Here is a 16,752-nt window from a genome sequence, read left to right on the forward strand (position 1 = left end):
AATGGACTTATCCCGTTCGATTACATCGAACACTGCTTAGAGCAATTATCCTACCCTGATTGTGACCTCAACAATCTCTTACCCTGGCAGGTTAGGCTAGACAAGGCGTAGTTCGCCGGACGCATACGTGCTAAGCATGACGTTTGTGACAATCACTAATCTACAATCGTTAGATACAAAAAAGCCACTCATTGAGTGGCTTTTTTGTTTTTATGGTGCCGGCACCAAGAGTCGAACTCGGGACCTACTGATTACAAGTCAGTTGCTCTACCAACTGAGCTATGCCGGCTAATTGTGGTGCCCGAACCCGGAATCGAACCAGGGACACGAGGATTTTCAATCCTCTGCTCTACCGACTGAGCTATTCGGGCAACTAAACTAAGCGTTAGTTTACTACTTCAAACTAGGTTCTGACTTGGTAATCAGTGCCTGTGTCGTTTGGAGTGCGCACATAATATAGCGATGGTTTTTATCGTGCAAGTGCTTTTTAAATCTTTTTGTTTGTTCGGCTAGTTAATGTGCAAACTGATGCTATTTTATCTGCTTTTGTGGTTTTTTAGCATAAAAAGACTCATTGGGTTATGCAAAACCAAAGTAAACCTGAGCAAATACGGTATTTATAAATATTAATAACAGCTCCATTAATATTAAATATAAGCAGATTAGCCCATCAATGATGCTCAAAACACTGAATGTTCATCTTTACTGTTACCGATAGCAACTAATTCCGCCTATTACGTCATTAAAAAGCAATTTATGATTAACGAGCGATTTCACCTTTAATGGTGTAACCAATCCATTGAGCAATAATGTCAAAGCCATTGGAGAAGGGTAAAGATTCTTGGATTGGCTATCGTGCAGATTTACCGGCGTGACCACGTTGGCAATAAAAAATTATGGTGTAAAAATGGGTTTATACCATTGCGCGTTAGTAAATGCTCTCTCAGCGAGAATTTAAAAGGGCTTAAACAAGGCGTATGACTGAATGAATAGTGGTTCTCTTTCGAAGTAATGCAACGCAGTGTAAGCCCTTTTAAAACTCGCCAGAAAGGAATGCCCCAGCCGCTTTTGCTCTGCGTTCACGCTATTTGAAAGGGAACAACCATTACTACATAACGACGCCTTAATCAAAAACCGCAGGCTGCATTCTGAGTGGTCACTTATTAATGCGGAATGGTATTAGGTGCGGCTTATATACCCAATCAACTTGAAGAGACGTGTTTCAGAGCTTCACCGTGTTTTCAATACTAGGCGCGTTAATGCGGTAATGTAGGTACCTTATAAATTAACGTAACAACGTAGTGGAAGCACGGTGAAACTCCCAAAGGGCAAGTTTTACACGCGTTTATGCTGCGTTATTGATTTTGGAAAGGGAATAACCATTACCCGCAATCAATGCCTTGTCTAAACGCGTGTAAATTCTTGCTGAAATCGAGCATCTTCAGGTTGTTTGGGTATACAATGTTGAACTGACATTGGTTGTTAAGCAATAATCGTTTTATACACACAAAAAAGCCGCTGTATCAGCGGCTTTTTTTATATCGATTTGTTATTCGTCTTCTGCTGGTGGTACATAACCTTCAATTTCAACGTCTTTACCTTCAAATAAAAAGCTCAGCATTTGCGCTTCTAAAAATTTGCGGTCATCGACATTCATCATGTTAAGTTTCTTTTCATTAATGAGCATTGTTTGCTTTTTTTGCCACAAGCCCCAAGCTTCTTTACTGATATTGTCATAAATGCGCTTACCCAATTCGCCCGGGTAAAGCTGAAAATCTAAGCCGTCGGCAGATTTGTTAAGGTGTAAACACTGAACTGTGCGAGCCATGATGATTCCTTACTAACTTATTTACGATTAAAACTAATGTGTCGCGAAAAGTACGGCTAAATTAGACAAAATACGTTCTGTGGCTGCCGCTAACCCGACTTTCGCAGGTTGTTCTATGTTATACCAGAGCGCGCTGTTTTGTTCCATGATGCTGGTGGCCGACTGAGAGGTTAATTCGACTAAAACAGGGTGTATATCTAAATGAAAGTGACTAAAAGTGTGTCTAAATCCAGCAAGCCCTTGTATTGATACCTCTAACTTATGCATGGTTAAGTAATCTGTTAATGCATCTTGAGTATCAAATTGCGGAAAACACCACAAGCCACCCCAAATACCCGCAGGTGGGCGTTGGATTAATTGCACCTTGGTCGTATCGTTGCTGTTATCTACCATCACCAACATAAACGCCGATTTTTCTGGGGTCACTTTTTTAGGCTTTTTACCTGGATATAAGTTTTGATTGCCTTGTAATTGTGCAGTGCAATCTATGGCAACGGGGCATTGAGCACATAATGGTTTACTGCGAGTACATACGCTAGAGCCAATATCCATCATCGCCTGATTAAACTTCTCCACGCCAGCTTTTGGCGTAAGCGTTTCTGTTAATTGCCATAATTTTTGTTCAACCGTTTTGACCCCTGGCCAACCTTCAATGGCACCGTGTCTTGCTAATACGCGTTTTACATTACCGTCTAAAATAGGATGATGTTGCCCTAACGATAACGAAAGCACTGCGCCAGCGGTTGATTTACCTATGCCAGATAATGCCACCACATCATCGAAGTGAGTTGGAAACACACCATCAAAAGCGTCACGAATATGTTGAGCTGCTTTATGTAAGTTACGGGCTCGGGCGTAATAGCCTAACCCAGTCCATAGGTGCAGTACTTCATCTTGATGAGCATTTGCAAGGTCGACAACCGTTGGGAACCTTGCCATAAACTTTTCATAGTAGGGGATAACGGTAGCAACTTGGGTTTGTTGCAGCATAATTTCAGACACCCAAACTCGGTAGGGTGTTTTGTTAATTTGCCACGGTAATGTTTTACGACCATGAAGGTCGTACCAAGCGATTATACGCTCAGCAAATGGGGTCACTTTTTTCATGGTCGCAGTGTATCCATAGCGATTTTATTACACAAGAGGCGGTTGAATTTTCGTGTTTATAGCATGATGAAAATCTCGATGATAATTTAGCGTAAACATGTGCGGCGACTTTAGGTATAATGCGCCACTGAATTTTTAAATTGATCAAATATCGATAGCAATGACGTAATGTTGATGTAATTGCAGTGGATAAAGTCTGCTCACTACACATTAATATTAAGTCTGTAAGCAATGAGGCAATAATGAGCGACGTTACCACAGCTGAGTTTAACGAAGACGGTAAGTACATTCGTAAAATCAGAAGTTTTGTTTTACGCGAAGGCCGTTTAACCAAAGGGCAATCTCAAGCTATTGAGGCACATTGGCCTACAATGGGTTTAGATTACACGCCACAACCACTGGATTTAACGCAAGTGTTTGGCCGTGAAGCAGATACCGTTCTTGAAATTGGTTTTGGTATGGGTGCGTCATTAGTGCAAATGGCTAGCGCTGCTCCTGAGCAAAATTTTATTGGCATTGAAGTGCATAAGCCTGGTATTGGTGCTTGTTTAGGTGATGCTGGTGACGCCAAAGTGACTAACCTTCGCGTGTATCATCATGATGCGATGGAAGTGTTAGAGCACAGTATTGCTGATGGTTCATTAGCGCGTTTACAGCTATTCTTTCCAGATCCTTGGCACAAAAAACGTCATCATAAGCGCCGTATAGTGCAATCTGAATTTGTTCAGTTAGTGCGTCGTAAGCTTAAAATCGGTGGCGTATTTCATATGGCAACTGACTGGGAAAACTACAGCGAGCATATGTTAGAAGTAATGAATGCCGCTGAAGGTTATAAAAACCAATCGACTACTGGTACAGTGGTTGAGCGTCCTGATCATCGCCCGTTAACCAAGTTTGAAGCGCGCGGTCACCGTTTAGGTCATGGCGTTTGGGATATCATGTTTGAGCGTATCGCTTAATTGTAGCAACAGGAGAGTACATCATGGCGCAAAATCGTAGCCGACGTTTACGTAAAAAATTACGAGTCGATGAATTTCAAGAGTTCGGGTTTGACATTAATTGGATATTTGATGAGTCAGTATCAGAAGCCGATATTGATGCATTAGTCGATCAATTCATCAATGAAGTTATCGAACCTCGTCAATTAGGTTTCCACGGTGGTGGGCATAAAGAGTGGGAAGGCATTATTGCTACTCAAGCTATTGGTAAATGTACTGATGAAGACGTTGCCGCCGCGAAAGCATTTTGGCAAAGCAAACCAGTGTCAGGTATCGAAGTCAGTGACTTATACGATATTTGGTGGGGATAAACCAAATTGCTTGAGCAATTATTACTTCAAGAAGCGGTAGACAAAGTCAGGCCGTTATTGGGTAAAGGTAAAGTGGCAGGGTATATTCCTGCCCTTGCCAATGTAGACCCCAATAAAATAGGTATTGCCATTACGACTATCGATGGTACTACCATTGGGGCCGGTGATTACCTCGAACCATTTTCTATTCAAAGTATTTCCAAAGTCTTTAGCCTCACGCTCGCGTTAAATTTATACACAGAAGATGAAATCTGGAACCGTGTCGGTAAAGAGCCGTCAGGGCATTCATTTAACTCTTTAGTACAGGTGGAGTTAGAGCGAGGTAAACCGCGTAATCCATTTATTAATGCGGGTGCTTTGATCATCGCCGACTTACTGCAAGCGCGTTTAGGTGCACCAAAGCATCGTATGCTAGAAGTGGTTAGACAGTTAAGCCAAAACCCGATTGTGAGCTACGATAAAGTGGTTGCAGATTCTGAATATCAGTTCAGTGCCCGTAATGCCTCTATTGCGTATTTGATGAAATCATTTGGTAATTTTGATGGCGATGTTGATACAGTCCTCAAAAGCTATTTTCATTATTGTTCGTTAAAAATGAACTGCGCAGATTTATCTCGGGCGATGTTTTATTTAGCTAATCGAGGCAAAACCTTAAACGGTGATAATTTAGTGTCACCAGTGCAAACTCGGCAGCTTAATGCATTACTGGCCACATCGGGCTTATATGATGGTGCAGGGGAGTTTGCTTATCGTGTTGGTATGCCAGGTAAAAGTGGTGTGGGTGGCGGCATCATTGCGGTAATACCGGGTGATATGTCTATCTGCGTTTGGTCTCCCGAGCTTGATATGAATGGCAACTCGCTTGCCGGCACGGCAATGCTCGAGCACATCAGTCAACAACTAGGCCGTTCTATTTTTTAATAGCCCACCGGTAAATTAATTATTATTGAGATTCGCAAAATAGACTATTTTTTGGTTTATTTTGCGAATACACTGCCGTCATTGAATGTTTACTTGCCTATCTGAATACATCTAAATCGTTTTATCTTTTATAAATTAGCAGGTTACGAAATTGGCACAACTTGTGCTTAGTAATCACTATATCCAGATCAATTACTCATATTCTAATACTAAAAGGGTTTTTATCATGACCAAACAAAAGTTAATTTGTAGTTTAGCGGTAAGTAGCTTGCTGTTTACAGCAGGAGCATGGACACCCGCTATGGCTAAAATGTCACTAAATGATGAAAAGTGTAATGTCACGTTAAACTACGATGTCACCGTGGAACCGACAATTTTACAGGTCAGTGATAATGGCAATGAAAAATACCGTGTTGAGTTAGGTCAACTGTATGTTGATGGCAAAAAAGTGACCTTAGATGATAAGCAGCAAAAACTGTTAACCCAATACTCAGAAGAGTTATCGCGCCAAGTGCCTGATGTTATCGATTTAGTCGGTGACGTGGTTTCTATCGCTACTCAGGCCGTTAATATGGCGCTGACGCCAGTTTTTGGCGACGCTGCGGGTATGCAAATAGACAAACTCATGGTCGGCATTCAAAAGCGAGTCGATACCATGGCCTATCAGCAAGGTGATAAATTTTACCTTGGCTCAACAGAAGCCTCAATAGAGAAAACCTTCAATAAAGAGTTTGAGCAAGAAATTGAACAAATGGTAACGAGCTCAATGGGATCGCTAATGATGACCCTGGGTAGTCAAATTATGTCATCAGAAGGTGGTACGTTTGAAGAGAAAATGAATGCATTTTCGCAAAAAATGGACAATGTAGGCACCGATATTGAGAAGCAACTTGAGTCACAGTCTCAAGGGCTTGAAGCGCGAGCAACAACCGTATGCGACAGCTTTGCAGCGTTATTAGTGCTTGAAAGCCAAGCGCGAGAAGCCATTCCTGAACTTGCGCCATACACGTTAGCTAAACTCGGTGAAACCACCAAGTAACTTTGCTTTCTTTTTAGTCAACCCGTCTCCCTAATATGACACCTGACTTCCCCTGTGCTCTTTTTCAAGACACAGGGGCTTTTTTTATGTGCCTAAAGCCCTCATCTGCCTGTCGTAGCTTAATTTCTTTGTTCTGATAAAAAAATTGTCAATTATAAATATAGAGCCATATAGTGTTTTTTTGTTATACTCACCAAAATTATAAGAAAAAATATACTCTACTTTAGATGCGGTTATGTTTAACGATGACAAAAATGAGTGTCGGATAACAGCTTTTGCGTGTTCTGCCATTTTTTCAATCTAATTCGATAAATATGACTGAGTTGATGTGAATGTTTAACTCAAATGTGGCAGTTGACTTGCTTATATTTGGGATTCAACAAGCACCTGAATTTTATTAATGTCGTAACCAGTTTAAGGCGACTTCCATGTTAGAACTGTTAGAACCTATCGCAATTTTTACTCACGTTGCACGAGCAGGAAGTTTTAGTGCTGCAGCCAGACGTCTTGGCATTTCTAAATCTAAAGTAAGTACTCAAGTCGCAGATCTTGAACACAAACTTGGTGTACAACTTATTCAACGTACTACACGTAGCTTAAGCCTGACCGAAGCCGGTAATTTACTGTACCTTCAAGGTGAAGAATTACTTCGCGATGCTGAACAAGCCGTTTCAAGTGTGCATAACTTAAATGATGCCACTCGTGGCGTGTTGAAAGTAGGTATTTCACAATCATTTGGTACCATGCATATTATTCCAGCATTGCCAGAATTTATGGCTCGTCACCCAGAGCTTGAATTGCAAGTCAGTCTGCTTGACCATAAAGTGGATGTTGTCAGTGAAGGATTAGATTTATTGTTAACGATGTCTGAGCAACTACCTTTAGGTATGGTTGCTAGACCGCTAATGAAATGTCAGTTTTTGCTTGTTGCATCACCAGGTTATATTGCTCAACATGGAAATATTAGCCGCCCTGAACAGTTGGTGGAACACAATTGCTTGGTGTATCAAGGTGAGTGGCACGAGCACAGTATGTGGCAATTTAAAAAGGGTGAAGATTACTGCGAAATCGGTGTTTCGGGTAACTTCCGTGTTGATAACGCTCCTGCACTTAAATCGGCAGCAGTAAGTGGTTTAGGGATTGTGTATCTTGCCAGTTACTTAATGGAAGATGAAATTGCTCAAGGTACTTTAGTGCCGTTATTACCAGATTGGCAATTAACGCATAATTTACCCTTGCAGGCGGTTTATCCACGTCGTAAGCATTTGGCACCTAAAGTCAGTTCATTTATCGATTTCATTAAAACGCACATCAGTAGCCCACCATATTGGGATGCTAAATTCGAACATTTATACAAACTTCGTAAGTAAAAGTGGAAACATTGTTTACTAAATAAAACAAAGCCGCATATTACCTTGCGGCTTTATTTTTATCTTATATTTATCATATGCTTAAGTTTTTCATTGTTTAGTTATTTAGCGGATAATTAATCAATGGCTTACTGAATATCGGCATGTTTGTTATTGCACTCTGTTCTTATTTAAATACAATGGGAGGTAGTTGATTCAAAATGATTTGAATATGCGTTTTCTGAGAAATGACCCCTTTTCAGTTGAGGCTCAAATCGGCAACCAAGCGAGTTTTGAATCAGTGCTGACAATTGTTTGTTCCAAACTAAAACCATGTCAGCTTTGAAACCATCATCCTAGTTATTTGGTTACCCCAGGCATTGATCTGGGGTTATTTTTTTGTGTTTTTTCTCCGTTTAATTCAGTTCAATAAAAAATGCAGCAACCTTAGGTTGCTGCATTTTTGTTATCGTAAATCAATTTTTGTTATCGTAAATCAATTTTTGCTATCGTAAATCAAGATATGGAAGCTTGCTTTACTGGCATATTTTTTACGCCGCTTTTATGTGCTTAATCCATTTGTTGACTTGTTCTTCGAGTACATCGAGCGGCAGTGGACCATTTCTTAACACTACATTATGAAACTCGCGGATATCAAATTTATCCCCAAGCTGTTTTTTTGCCTGTTCGCGTAAGGACAAAATTTTCAGCATACCCACTTTATAAGCGGTCGCTTGAGATGGCATAACAATATGACGCTCTACCATTTTTATCGCATCAGACTCAGCATTTGGCGTATTTTCAACGTAGTAAGCAATCGCTTGTTCGCGGGTCCATTTTTTAGTGTGAATACCTGTATCAACCACTAGGCGACAGGCGCGCCATAACTCCATTGATAATCGGCCGAAGTCTGAATATGGATCAGCATATAAGCCCATTTCTTTAGGGAAATACTCAGAATACAATCCCCAACCTTCAACATAGGCTGTGTAGCCGTTAAATTTACGAAACTGAGGAATGCCTTGCAGCTCTTGTGCTTTGGCTATTTGCATGTGATGGCCAGGAATACCTTCATGGTAAGCCAATGCTTCCATTTGGTATTTCGGCATAGCATCCATTTTATATAAGTTGGCGTAGTAAGTGCCCGGGCGTGAACCGTCTGGTGCAGGTTGGTCATAAAATGCTTTGCCGGCAGACTTTTCACGAAATGATTCAACTTGTTTAACCAATAAAGCTGCTTTGGGTTTAACTTTAAAGACCTCGTCTAAACGAGATTCCATATTATCGATTAACGCTTTTGCTTCTGTTAAATATGCTTGTTGGCCTGCTTTGGTATCTGGGTAATAAAACTGTTTGTCATCACGCATAAAAGTGAAAAACTCAGGCAAAGAGCCAGAGAAATTGACTTTTTTCATGATGACACGCATTTCATTATGAATTCGCTTCACTTCAGACAATCCAAGGTCGTGGATCTCATTGGCTGTCATATTTGTGGTGGTAGTGCGGGCAAGCGCATTATTAAAAAATGCTTCACCGTTTGGTAACTTCCAGGCACCATCACGATCATCCGCGCGCGCTTCTAGGGTTTTGGTGTAACGGATTAATTGTTCATATGCGGGCTTAACTTTGGTGAGTAAAGCGTGTTTCACTTCTGCTAATAGGGTTTGTTTTTTATCGTCACTGATATCGAGCTTAGCAATTTTACGGTTGGCATCAGCCCAAAGTGCATTATCTTTGCCTGTGTCGGTAAACGGTACGCCTGAAATAATATTCTCACTGTCTGCCATCACATAAGCAAACACAAACTTAGGCGCAATAATCTGTTTTTCTGCACGCAGTTCTAATGCAGCTTCTAGCTGAGCTAACAACGTTTCAGTGGCATTCAGACGGCTAATATAAGCCTTAGCATCGCTTTCATCTGTAATTTGATGTTGATTAATAAGAATGGCTGCCACCATCGAATGCACACCATACATTTGGTTCATTGGGTAGGTATGGTAACGCCATTTATCGTCAGCAATGGCTTGCTCTAGGCGTGCATGTAATAACTCAAAACTCAGTGACGTTTGCTCATCGAGTTGTTTTACATCTAAAGCATTAAGTTGCGCAAGTTGCTTTTTTGCACGCTCAAGGTCGGCATCTGCCGCAGCTTCTGACAAGTCATTCCATTTATCGTAGTCTTTTTTGATGCCCAGGTAGGTTTGATTAACAGGGCTGGACATGACATTTTCCATGAAGATGTCTTCAAACAATGCGTTGGCTTTTTCTGACTCGCTATTAAGAGCAACAGTTTTGGTTTCTTGTTGGTTTAATGGGGCTGTTGTGTGCGAGTGTGCAATAGCAGTTGTGCTTAATAAGCTTGATAGTGCCACGGCAATAATAGTCGTTTTGGTTTTGAGGGACATCGATATCTTCCTAAAGTACACAATTTATAGGCTGACATCCTAATCAAGCTTTCACTAAATGTGTTAATTGAAATGTTAGAAAGTGTGTATTTTGTTATTGTTATACCATTCCGCGTTAAGAAGTGATGGCTCACCGAGAGTGTAGAAGGGCTTAAATAAGGCGTATGACTGACTTGTTAATTTAATCAGCAAGGCATGCGCAAAAGATGGGGGGAATAGGTGCCCAAGCGATTGCTAATGGGCACGTTTTACAAGGTGTTGTATATGAGTTAAGTCGGGTTAAATAAACTGCGACAGTAAATCATTGACAAACATGTGCCCCTTTGGCGTGAGTTGCCAATGGGTGTCTGTTTCAGTGAGTAAGCCTCTGTTTATCGACTTTGTCATGCCAACCTTAACAACATCTGCAGATTGCCCTGTACGTTGCTCAAATTCTGTTTTAGCAATGGGTGTCATCAGCCTTAAGCGATTCATCAAATACTCTAGAGGACGATCGTCTTCAATTACATCAGATGTTTCAAAGGTGTAGTTGTCTGCGGCGAGATAGCCTTTAGGATGCTTAATTTTAACGGTTCTGATAATCCGGTTTTGCTCAGGTAAGGTGACTTTACCGTGTGCGCCACAGCCTACGCCTAGGTAATCGCCAAATTGCCAGTAGTTCAAATTATGTCGGCATTGATATCCCGGTTTTGCATAAGCGGAAATTTCATATTGCTCGTAACCTAACGTCGCGAGCTTTTTTTGTCCTTGTTCGTATATTTGCCACAAGTTCTCATCGTCTGGGAGCTGTGGTGGTTTTGAATGGAACAAGGTGTTTGGTTCAATGGTGAGTTGATACCAAGATAAATGCGGTGGTGCTAGCGCTGTCGCCGTATCGATATCGTGCATGGCTTCATCAAAGCTTTGGTTCGGTAAGCCATGCATTAAGTCGAGGTTGAAACTTAAGTAGTCGGCGTGTTTGGCTTTTTGTGCTGCAACCTTAGCTTCATCTTCGTTATGGATACGACCCAGTAAATTAAGCTTTTCTTTAGAAAAACTTTGTACCCCAATTGATAACCTTGTTACCCCAGCGGCTCGATAAGCGCTAAAGTCATCATGTTCAAGCGTACCTGGGTTTGCTTCCATCGTAATTTCAATATCATCTTCAAATGGAATTAATGCATTCGCGCCCTCAAGAAAACGTTGAATTTGACTGGCATCAAACAATGAGGGGGTTCCACCACCGATAAAAATAGTGTGTATTTTACGGCCTTGTACATATGCTAAATCAGCTTGTAAATCTGCTAGCAATGCATTCACATATTCTTGCTGTGGTAGCTCGCCATTTTGGCCATGGGAGTTAAAGTCACAATAAGGACATTTCTGAACACACCATGGGATATGCACATACAAACTTAACGGTGGCAGTTGCAAAGTCATTTATTGGCCGCCATCTACTGTTTGTGGGTCTTGTGACTGAATAACACCCTGTGCTTTCATGGCATTAATTAATAGTTCAAGCGCTTTACCGCGATGGCTGTGGGCATTTTTTTGCTCACTGGTAAGTTCTGCTGCGCTGCAATCAAAGCCGTGTGGAATAAACACCGGATCGTAACCATGGCCTTGCTCACCCTGAGGCGCTAAGTTAATACTGCCTTCCCAGGCTGCCTGGCAAATAATCGGCGTTGGATCTTTAGCGTGACGCATATACACCAATACGCATTGAAAACGAGCAGAGCGTTGGTTTTCACCTGTTAGTGCATCTAACAGCTTAAGGTAATTGCTGGTTTCTGTGGCGCCAGCGCCTGAATAGCGCGCTGAATAGATACCTGGTTGCCCTTGTAATGCGTCAACCTCGATGCCTGAATCATCTGCTATGGCAGGTTTTCCGGTTATTTCAGCCGCATGGCGCGCTTTAATAATGGCATTTTCAACAAATGTGGTACCGGTTTCTGCAACATCTGGCACGTTAAACAGATTTTGAGGCAGAACTTCTATGCCATAAGTGGTAAACATTTGCGCAAATTCGGCAAGTTTGCCTTTGTTGCCACTGGCAAGCACGATGTGTTGAATGGGAGATTGCATGAATTGGTCGACCTAAGGTAAAAATTTGCGACATTATACGCTAACAAAGCTGCGATGTACTATGGTTCTTCGGCCGAACTCGCAGGCTCGCTAGAGGGCGTGACTTCGTCACTGCTAGAGTCGCTGCGCTGCTAGATGCTAGGGCGTGACTTCGTCACTGCTAGGGTTGCTGCGCTGCAAGGTGCTAGGGCGTGACTTCGTCACTGCTAGGACAGCTGTGCTGCTAGGTGCTAGGGCGTGACTTCGTCACTGCTAGGACAGCTGTGCTGCTAAGATTTAGTTAATAGATTTTCGCAGCGCAGCGTCCTCGAGACCGAAGGTCGTTCTAGCAGCGCAGCGTCCTCGAGACCGTAGGTCGTTCTAGCAGCGCAGCGTCCTTGAGACCGCAGGTCGTACTAGCAGCGCAGCTTCCTCGAGACCGCAGGTCATACTAGCAGCGCAGCGTCCTTGAGACCGTAGGTCGTTCTAGCAGCGCAGCGTCCTCGAGACCGCAGGTCGTTCTAGCAGCGCAGCGTCCTTGAGACCGCAGGTCGTTCTAGCAGCGCAACGTCCTTGAGACCGTAGGTCGTTCTAGCAGCGCAGCGTCCTTGAGACCGTAGGTCGTTCTCGCAGCGTAGCGCTTTCTTATTCTACGTAGAACTTTTGCTTAAATTTTAGTGATGTATTGAGTTGATTTGCATATTTTATCGCGATATCAAAATTGACATCTTGATCGTCTCTGAAAGGCACTTCGGCAATATAGTAAATAGCATCTCCTTCGCGGATCTCTTTAAAGTCGAGTGTCATGCGCGCATCAATGAGGTTGTTGGCGATGCCAGAGATTTCAACAGCGACAGGAGGATTGCCTTCCAGGTTAGTATTTAATACGGTGATATTCACCAAACCATTATAACCACTGCGTTCTATACCGTAAGTTTTGGCAATTTCTGGGGTAATAAAGGTGCTGTTAAGTGCCATGTAGTGAATATCAAAATTACCCACCTGCTGTTTTTGTTCGGCATAGGCTGCACTGGTAATGCAGGCAAGAGATAACAATAACGCACTAACGATACGACGCGAATTTAACAGTGATTTTAACATGGTAGAGTCCTGTATTGATTTTGTGACTTTAGAGATAAAAAGAGCAGCTATTAACACTTAGCTGCTCTTTTTAATTCAGTTTTAAATAGGCGATAGTGAAAAGCGTATTGCTTAAATCATTGCCCAAAATGGAATGTACTGTGCAAATAGCATGTTCAAGAAGTTCATCGCAATAAACACTACCAGTACCGATAAATCTAAGCCGCCAAAAGACGGTAAAATTTTACGCACAGGGGCTAAAATTGGCTCTGTTAACTGAGTCATAATCATTACCACTGGGTTATAGCCTTGATTAAACCAACTCAAAATTGCACGGATAAGTAGCATCCAAAACAGCAATACGCCCGCATTTTTAAGCACTGATACCACAGAAAATAACAAGATGGTTAAAATATCAACACCAGCACCTGCGATGAAAGTAAGCACTAACATTTTTACAATAACAACGATAAGTGCTAATAAAATTGATGAGGTATCGATACTGCCTATTGACGGCAGCACTCGGCGCATTGGCGCGACAATGGGTTGTGTCGCCTTAACTACAAATTGGCTGAACGGATTATAAAAGTCGGCTTTAGCCAGTTGTAACCAAAATCGAAGAATGACTACCATAAGGTATAAATCAAACACCGTGTTGATCAAAAAAACCATTGCATTCATGAATATTGCCTTACATTTATATCATTGAATTGGATAAGGCTCATTTGCCTATTTAACGTTAGCTTGTCTTACGTCGTGTCATAATCTTATCACTAAGCATTTTACACTGAGATAAATAATCCTTCATCTGAACTCTATATCATCAAGCTTAGTGGTTCATTAAAACGTTTTAGCCATCTCTTCAGCACGAGCCACACAATTGCTCATGGCTTTATCGACTAAACCGCCTAGGTCGCCTTCTTGGAATGTCTCTACCGCTCTAGCTGTTGTGCCGCCTTTTGACATCACATTTTGACGTAATTGTGCCACTGACAGTTGTTGGTTTTGAATCACCATTTGCGCAGCACCCAGTGCAGCTTGTTCTGCCAGTAATCTAGCTTTGTCTTCTGCCATGCCCATGTTGACGCCCGATGCAATCATCGATTCAATAAACAGGAAGAAGTAAGCTGGTGAACTGCCAGAAAGTGCAATCACTTGGTTTAAACCATCCTCGCTGTCTACCCACGCCACTTTACCACCGCTTTGCATTAAGGTTTCGCAAATGGCCTTATGCTCAGCAGAAATATCATCTCCAGCATAAATGCCTGTCATGCCGTAACCAATTTGGGTCGGTGTGTTTGGCATAGTACGAATAAGTTTAATCGGTTGCTTAAGGTATTGCGAATAACGCGCTGCGGGGATACCTGCAGCGATAGTGATGATTAACTTATTGGCTAAATCAAGGTGGCTCAGTGCATCACAAACGGCTTCCATTAATTGTGGCTTAACACTCAGTACAATGACATCAGCAGCTTGTGCAGCGGCAGCATTGTCGTGTGACACTTCAATGGCAAAGTCTTGCTTCAATGCATCAAGCTTGCCTTTACTTGGATTGGTTGCGTGGATAAGGGCACTTGGATAACCATGTTTGACTAAGCCGCTAATAATACTGCGAGTCATGTTGCCCGCGCCGATAAAACATACTTTTGCTTGAGTCATTTCAATTACATCCAATAAATAGAGTGAATTTATGTCTTGTTATTATATATGTTACCTAAAAGGACGCTTCGCTGCTAGGGCGTGACTTCGTCACTGCTAGGGTCGCTTTGCTACTAGGGCGTGACTTTGTCACTGCTAGGGTCGCTATGTTACTAGGGCCTAGAACCTAGAAGGACGAAGTCCGCCCTCAGGCGAGCTTGCGAGCTCCTAGATTCTAAGAGTGGCGAGCTTGCGAGCTCCTAGTACCTAGAATTTATCGTTCACCAAATATGGCGCTGCCAATACGCACCATTGTCGAACCATGAGCAATGGCAATGTCCATGTCACCGCTCATGCCCATCGATAAGGTATCGATGCTCGGATATTGCTGCTGTAATTGGTCGTACAGTGTTTTAAGGTCGGCAAACTCTTGTTGCTGTAATTGAGTGTCGTCTGTTGCAGTTGGAATAGCCATTAAGCCGCGCAACCTTAAATTAGGCAATTTGCTGATAGTAAGTGCTAACATGGCGACCTGATTCGCATCAACACCAGATTTACTGTCTTCCTGGCTAATGTTGACCTGAATACACACATTTAGCGGTTTTTTATTATCAGGGCGTTGGTCGTTTAATCGTTGGGCTATTTTGTCGCGGTTGACGGTATGCATCCAATCAAAATGTTCGGCGACAATTTTGGTTTTGTTTGATTGCAATGGGCCAATAAAATGCCATTCGATGTCGGGATAATCGGCTGCTAGTGTGGTGATTTTAGTTTCACCTTCCTGGACATAATTTTCACCAAATTGGCGTTGTCCAGCCTCATACGCGGCGATAATGTCGTTGATTGGCTTGGTTTTACTCACGGCAAGCAAGCTTATGTCGCTGGGTAATCGTGAACAATTTTGCGCCGCTTGGTTAATTCTACTCTGGGCGATTGATATTCTGTCTGCTATTGTTGTCATAATGTTGGCTAAATGGATGTCTCTACAATGGAAATCACTGAATTACTCGCTTTTAGTGTAAAACACAAAGCATCAGATCTACATCTTTCTGCGGGTGTTTCACCCATGATCCGAGTTGACGGCGAAGTACGTAAAATTAACTTACCCGCACTCGATCATCAAGGTGTTCATAGCCTTGTTTACGACATCATGAATGATAAGCAACGAAAAGACTATGAAGAACACCTCGAAATCGATTTTTCATTTGAGGTGCCTAACTTAGCGCGTTTTCGTGTTAACGCATTTAACCAATCTCGTGGTGCCGGTGCAGTATTTCGTACCATTCCATCGGACATTTTGTCATTAGAGCAGTTAGGTGCGCCGGAAATTTTTAAAAAAATCTCCAGCTATCCACGTGGTTTAGTCCTTGTTACCGGGCCAACAGGTTCTGGTAAGTCAACCACATTAGCGGCCATGGTCGATTATATTAATGATAATCGTCACGAACATATTTTGACCATTGAAGACCCTATCGAATTCGTTCACCAAAATAAACAATGCCTGGTTAACCAACGTGAAGTACATAAACACACCCACAGCTTTAATGCCGCATTACGAAGTGCGCTGCGTGAAGACCCCGACGTTATTCTTGTTGGTGAGATGCGTGACCTTGAAACTATCCGCTTAGCGATGACCGCCGCCGAAACCGGTCACTTAGTGTTTGGAACTTTGCACACCACTTCAGCCGCCAAAACTATTGACCGTATTGTCGACGTATTCCCTGAAGGTGAGAAAGGCATGGTGAGAACCATGTTGTCTGAATCACTGCAGGCCGTTATTTCGCAAACCTTGATCAAAAAAATTGGTGGAGGCCGAGTTGCGGCGCACGAAATTATGATGGGTACTCCAGCAATTCGTAACCTTATTCGCGAAGATAAAGTGGCGCAAATGTATTCTGCCATTCAGACCGGTATGGCTCATGGTATGCAAACGCTAGATCAATGTTTACAAAACTTGGTTAATCGCGGGCTGATTACTCGTGAAGATGCAATGCATAAAAGCTCGAATAAACAAGCTAATTTTTAAGGATTAG

15 protein-coding genes and 2 tRNA genes are annotated in these 16,752 nt (G+C 42.3%); 6 read left to right on the plus strand and 11 right to left on the minus strand.

What is annotated here, in order from left to right; genetic code table 11:
• Positions 1–213: 213 nt before the first annotated feature.
• The 4 genes from AC19MX_RS13915 to mutY all read right to left on the minus strand — a co-directional run bounded on the left by AC19MX_RS13915 (position 214) and on the right by mutY (position 2,935).
• A tRNA-Thr gene (locus AC19MX_RS13915) sits at positions 214–289 on the minus strand.
• 6 nt (positions 290–295) lie between these two features.
• Positions 296–371, minus strand: a tRNA-Phe gene (locus AC19MX_RS13920).
• Between the two features lie 1,178 nt (positions 372–1,549).
• A complete protein-coding gene (locus AC19MX_RS13925; protein ID WP_160053097.1) occupies positions 1,550–1,828 on the minus strand; it encodes an oxidative damage protection protein in 279 nt (92 codons plus the stop codon).
• 33 nt (positions 1,829–1,861) lie between these two features.
• Positions 1,862–2,935 carry an A/G-specific adenine glycosylase gene (gene mutY, locus AC19MX_RS13930; RefSeq protein WP_498298828.1) on the minus strand — a complete coding sequence of 358 codons (1,074 nt, stop codon included), beginning with the start codon at positions 2,933–2,935 and terminating at the stop codon, positions 1,862–1,864.
• A gap of 242 nt (positions 2,936–3,177) precedes the next feature.
• On the opposite strand from mutY, the gene trmB reads away from it, so the two are divergent.
• The 5 genes from trmB (at position 3,178) to AC19MX_RS13955 (ending at position 7,574) form a co-directional block, all read left to right on the plus strand.
• Entirely contained in the window at positions 3,178–3,894 is a 717-nt protein-coding gene (trmB, locus tag AC19MX_RS13935) for a tRNA (guanosine(46)-N7)-methyltransferase TrmB (RefSeq protein WP_498298829.1), read from the plus strand.
• A 23-nt stretch (positions 3,895–3,917) separates the two neighbouring features.
• Complete coding sequence (locus AC19MX_RS13940; RefSeq protein ID WP_432399263.1) at positions 3,918–4,244, plus strand: 50S ribosome-binding protein YggL; 327 nt, start codon at positions 3,918–3,920, stop codon at positions 4,242–4,244.
• Between the two features lie 6 nt (positions 4,245–4,250).
• On the plus strand, positions 4,251–5,165 hold the full coding sequence (glsB, locus tag AC19MX_RS13945) for a glutaminase B (RefSeq protein WP_432399262.1): 915 nt from the start codon (positions 4,251–4,253) through the stop codon (positions 5,163–5,165).
• A 226-nt stretch (positions 5,166–5,391) separates the two neighbouring features.
• The gene (locus AC19MX_RS13950; protein WP_498298831.1) at positions 5,392–6,204 is read left to right on the plus strand and encodes a YggN family protein; all 813 of its coding nucleotides are present in this window, start codon (positions 5,392–5,394) and stop codon (positions 6,202–6,204) included.
• Between the two features lie 428 nt (positions 6,205–6,632).
• Positions 6,633–7,574: a LysR family transcriptional regulator gene (locus AC19MX_RS13955; RefSeq protein WP_432399260.1), complete on the plus strand. Its 942-nt coding sequence runs from the start codon at positions 6,633–6,635 to the stop codon at positions 7,572–7,574.
• A gap of 530 nt (positions 7,575–8,104) precedes the next feature.
• On the opposite strand, the gene AC19MX_RS13960 is transcribed toward AC19MX_RS13955, so the two are convergent.
• The 7 genes from AC19MX_RS13960 to AC19MX_RS13990 form a co-directional block, all read right to left on the minus strand.
• Positions 8,105–9,958: a DUF885 domain-containing protein gene (locus AC19MX_RS13960; RefSeq protein WP_498298832.1), complete on the minus strand. Its 1,854-nt coding sequence runs from the start codon at positions 9,956–9,958 to the stop codon at positions 8,105–8,107.
• Positions 9,959–10,237: 279 nt separating this feature from the next.
• On the minus strand, positions 10,238–11,377 hold the full coding sequence (hemW, locus tag AC19MX_RS13965) for a radical SAM family heme chaperone HemW (protein ID WP_498298834.1): 1,140 nt from the start codon (positions 11,375–11,377) through the stop codon (positions 10,238–10,240).
• The gene (gene rdgB, locus AC19MX_RS13970; protein WP_498299033.1) at positions 11,378–12,010 is read right to left on the minus strand and encodes an RdgB/HAM1 family non-canonical purine NTP pyrophosphatase; all 633 of its coding nucleotides are present in this window, start codon (positions 12,008–12,010) and stop codon (positions 11,378–11,380) included. It abuts the gene before it with no gap.
• A 636-nt stretch (positions 12,011–12,646) separates the two neighbouring features.
• Entirely contained in the window at positions 12,647–13,102 is a 456-nt protein-coding gene (locus AC19MX_RS13975; protein ID WP_498298836.1) for a DUF4426 domain-containing protein, read from the minus strand.
• 111 nt (positions 13,103–13,213) lie between these two features.
• The gene (locus AC19MX_RS13980; protein ID WP_498298837.1) at positions 13,214–13,762 is read right to left on the minus strand and encodes a YggT family protein; all 549 of its coding nucleotides are present in this window, start codon (positions 13,760–13,762) and stop codon (positions 13,214–13,216) included.
• A 159-nt stretch (positions 13,763–13,921) separates the two neighbouring features.
• Positions 13,922–14,740: a pyrroline-5-carboxylate reductase gene (gene proC, locus AC19MX_RS13985; protein WP_498298839.1), complete on the minus strand. Its 819-nt coding sequence runs from the start codon at positions 14,738–14,740 to the stop codon at positions 13,922–13,924.
• 253 nt (positions 14,741–14,993) lie between these two features.
• The gene (locus AC19MX_RS13990; protein WP_498298841.1) at positions 14,994–15,680 is read right to left on the minus strand and encodes a YggS family pyridoxal phosphate-dependent enzyme; all 687 of its coding nucleotides are present in this window, start codon (positions 15,678–15,680) and stop codon (positions 14,994–14,996) included.
• A gap of 27 nt (positions 15,681–15,707) precedes the next feature.
• On the opposite strand from AC19MX_RS13990, the gene AC19MX_RS13995 reads away from it, so the two are divergent.
• The gene (locus tag AC19MX_RS13995) at positions 15,708–16,745 is read left to right on the plus strand and encodes a type IV pilus twitching motility protein PilT (RefSeq protein ID WP_432399252.1); all 1,038 of its coding nucleotides are present in this window, start codon (positions 15,708–15,710) and stop codon (positions 16,743–16,745) included.
• The last annotated feature ends 7 nt before the right edge of the window (positions 16,746–16,752 follow it).

The organism is Shewanella sp. MF05956 (assembly GCF_059758055.1).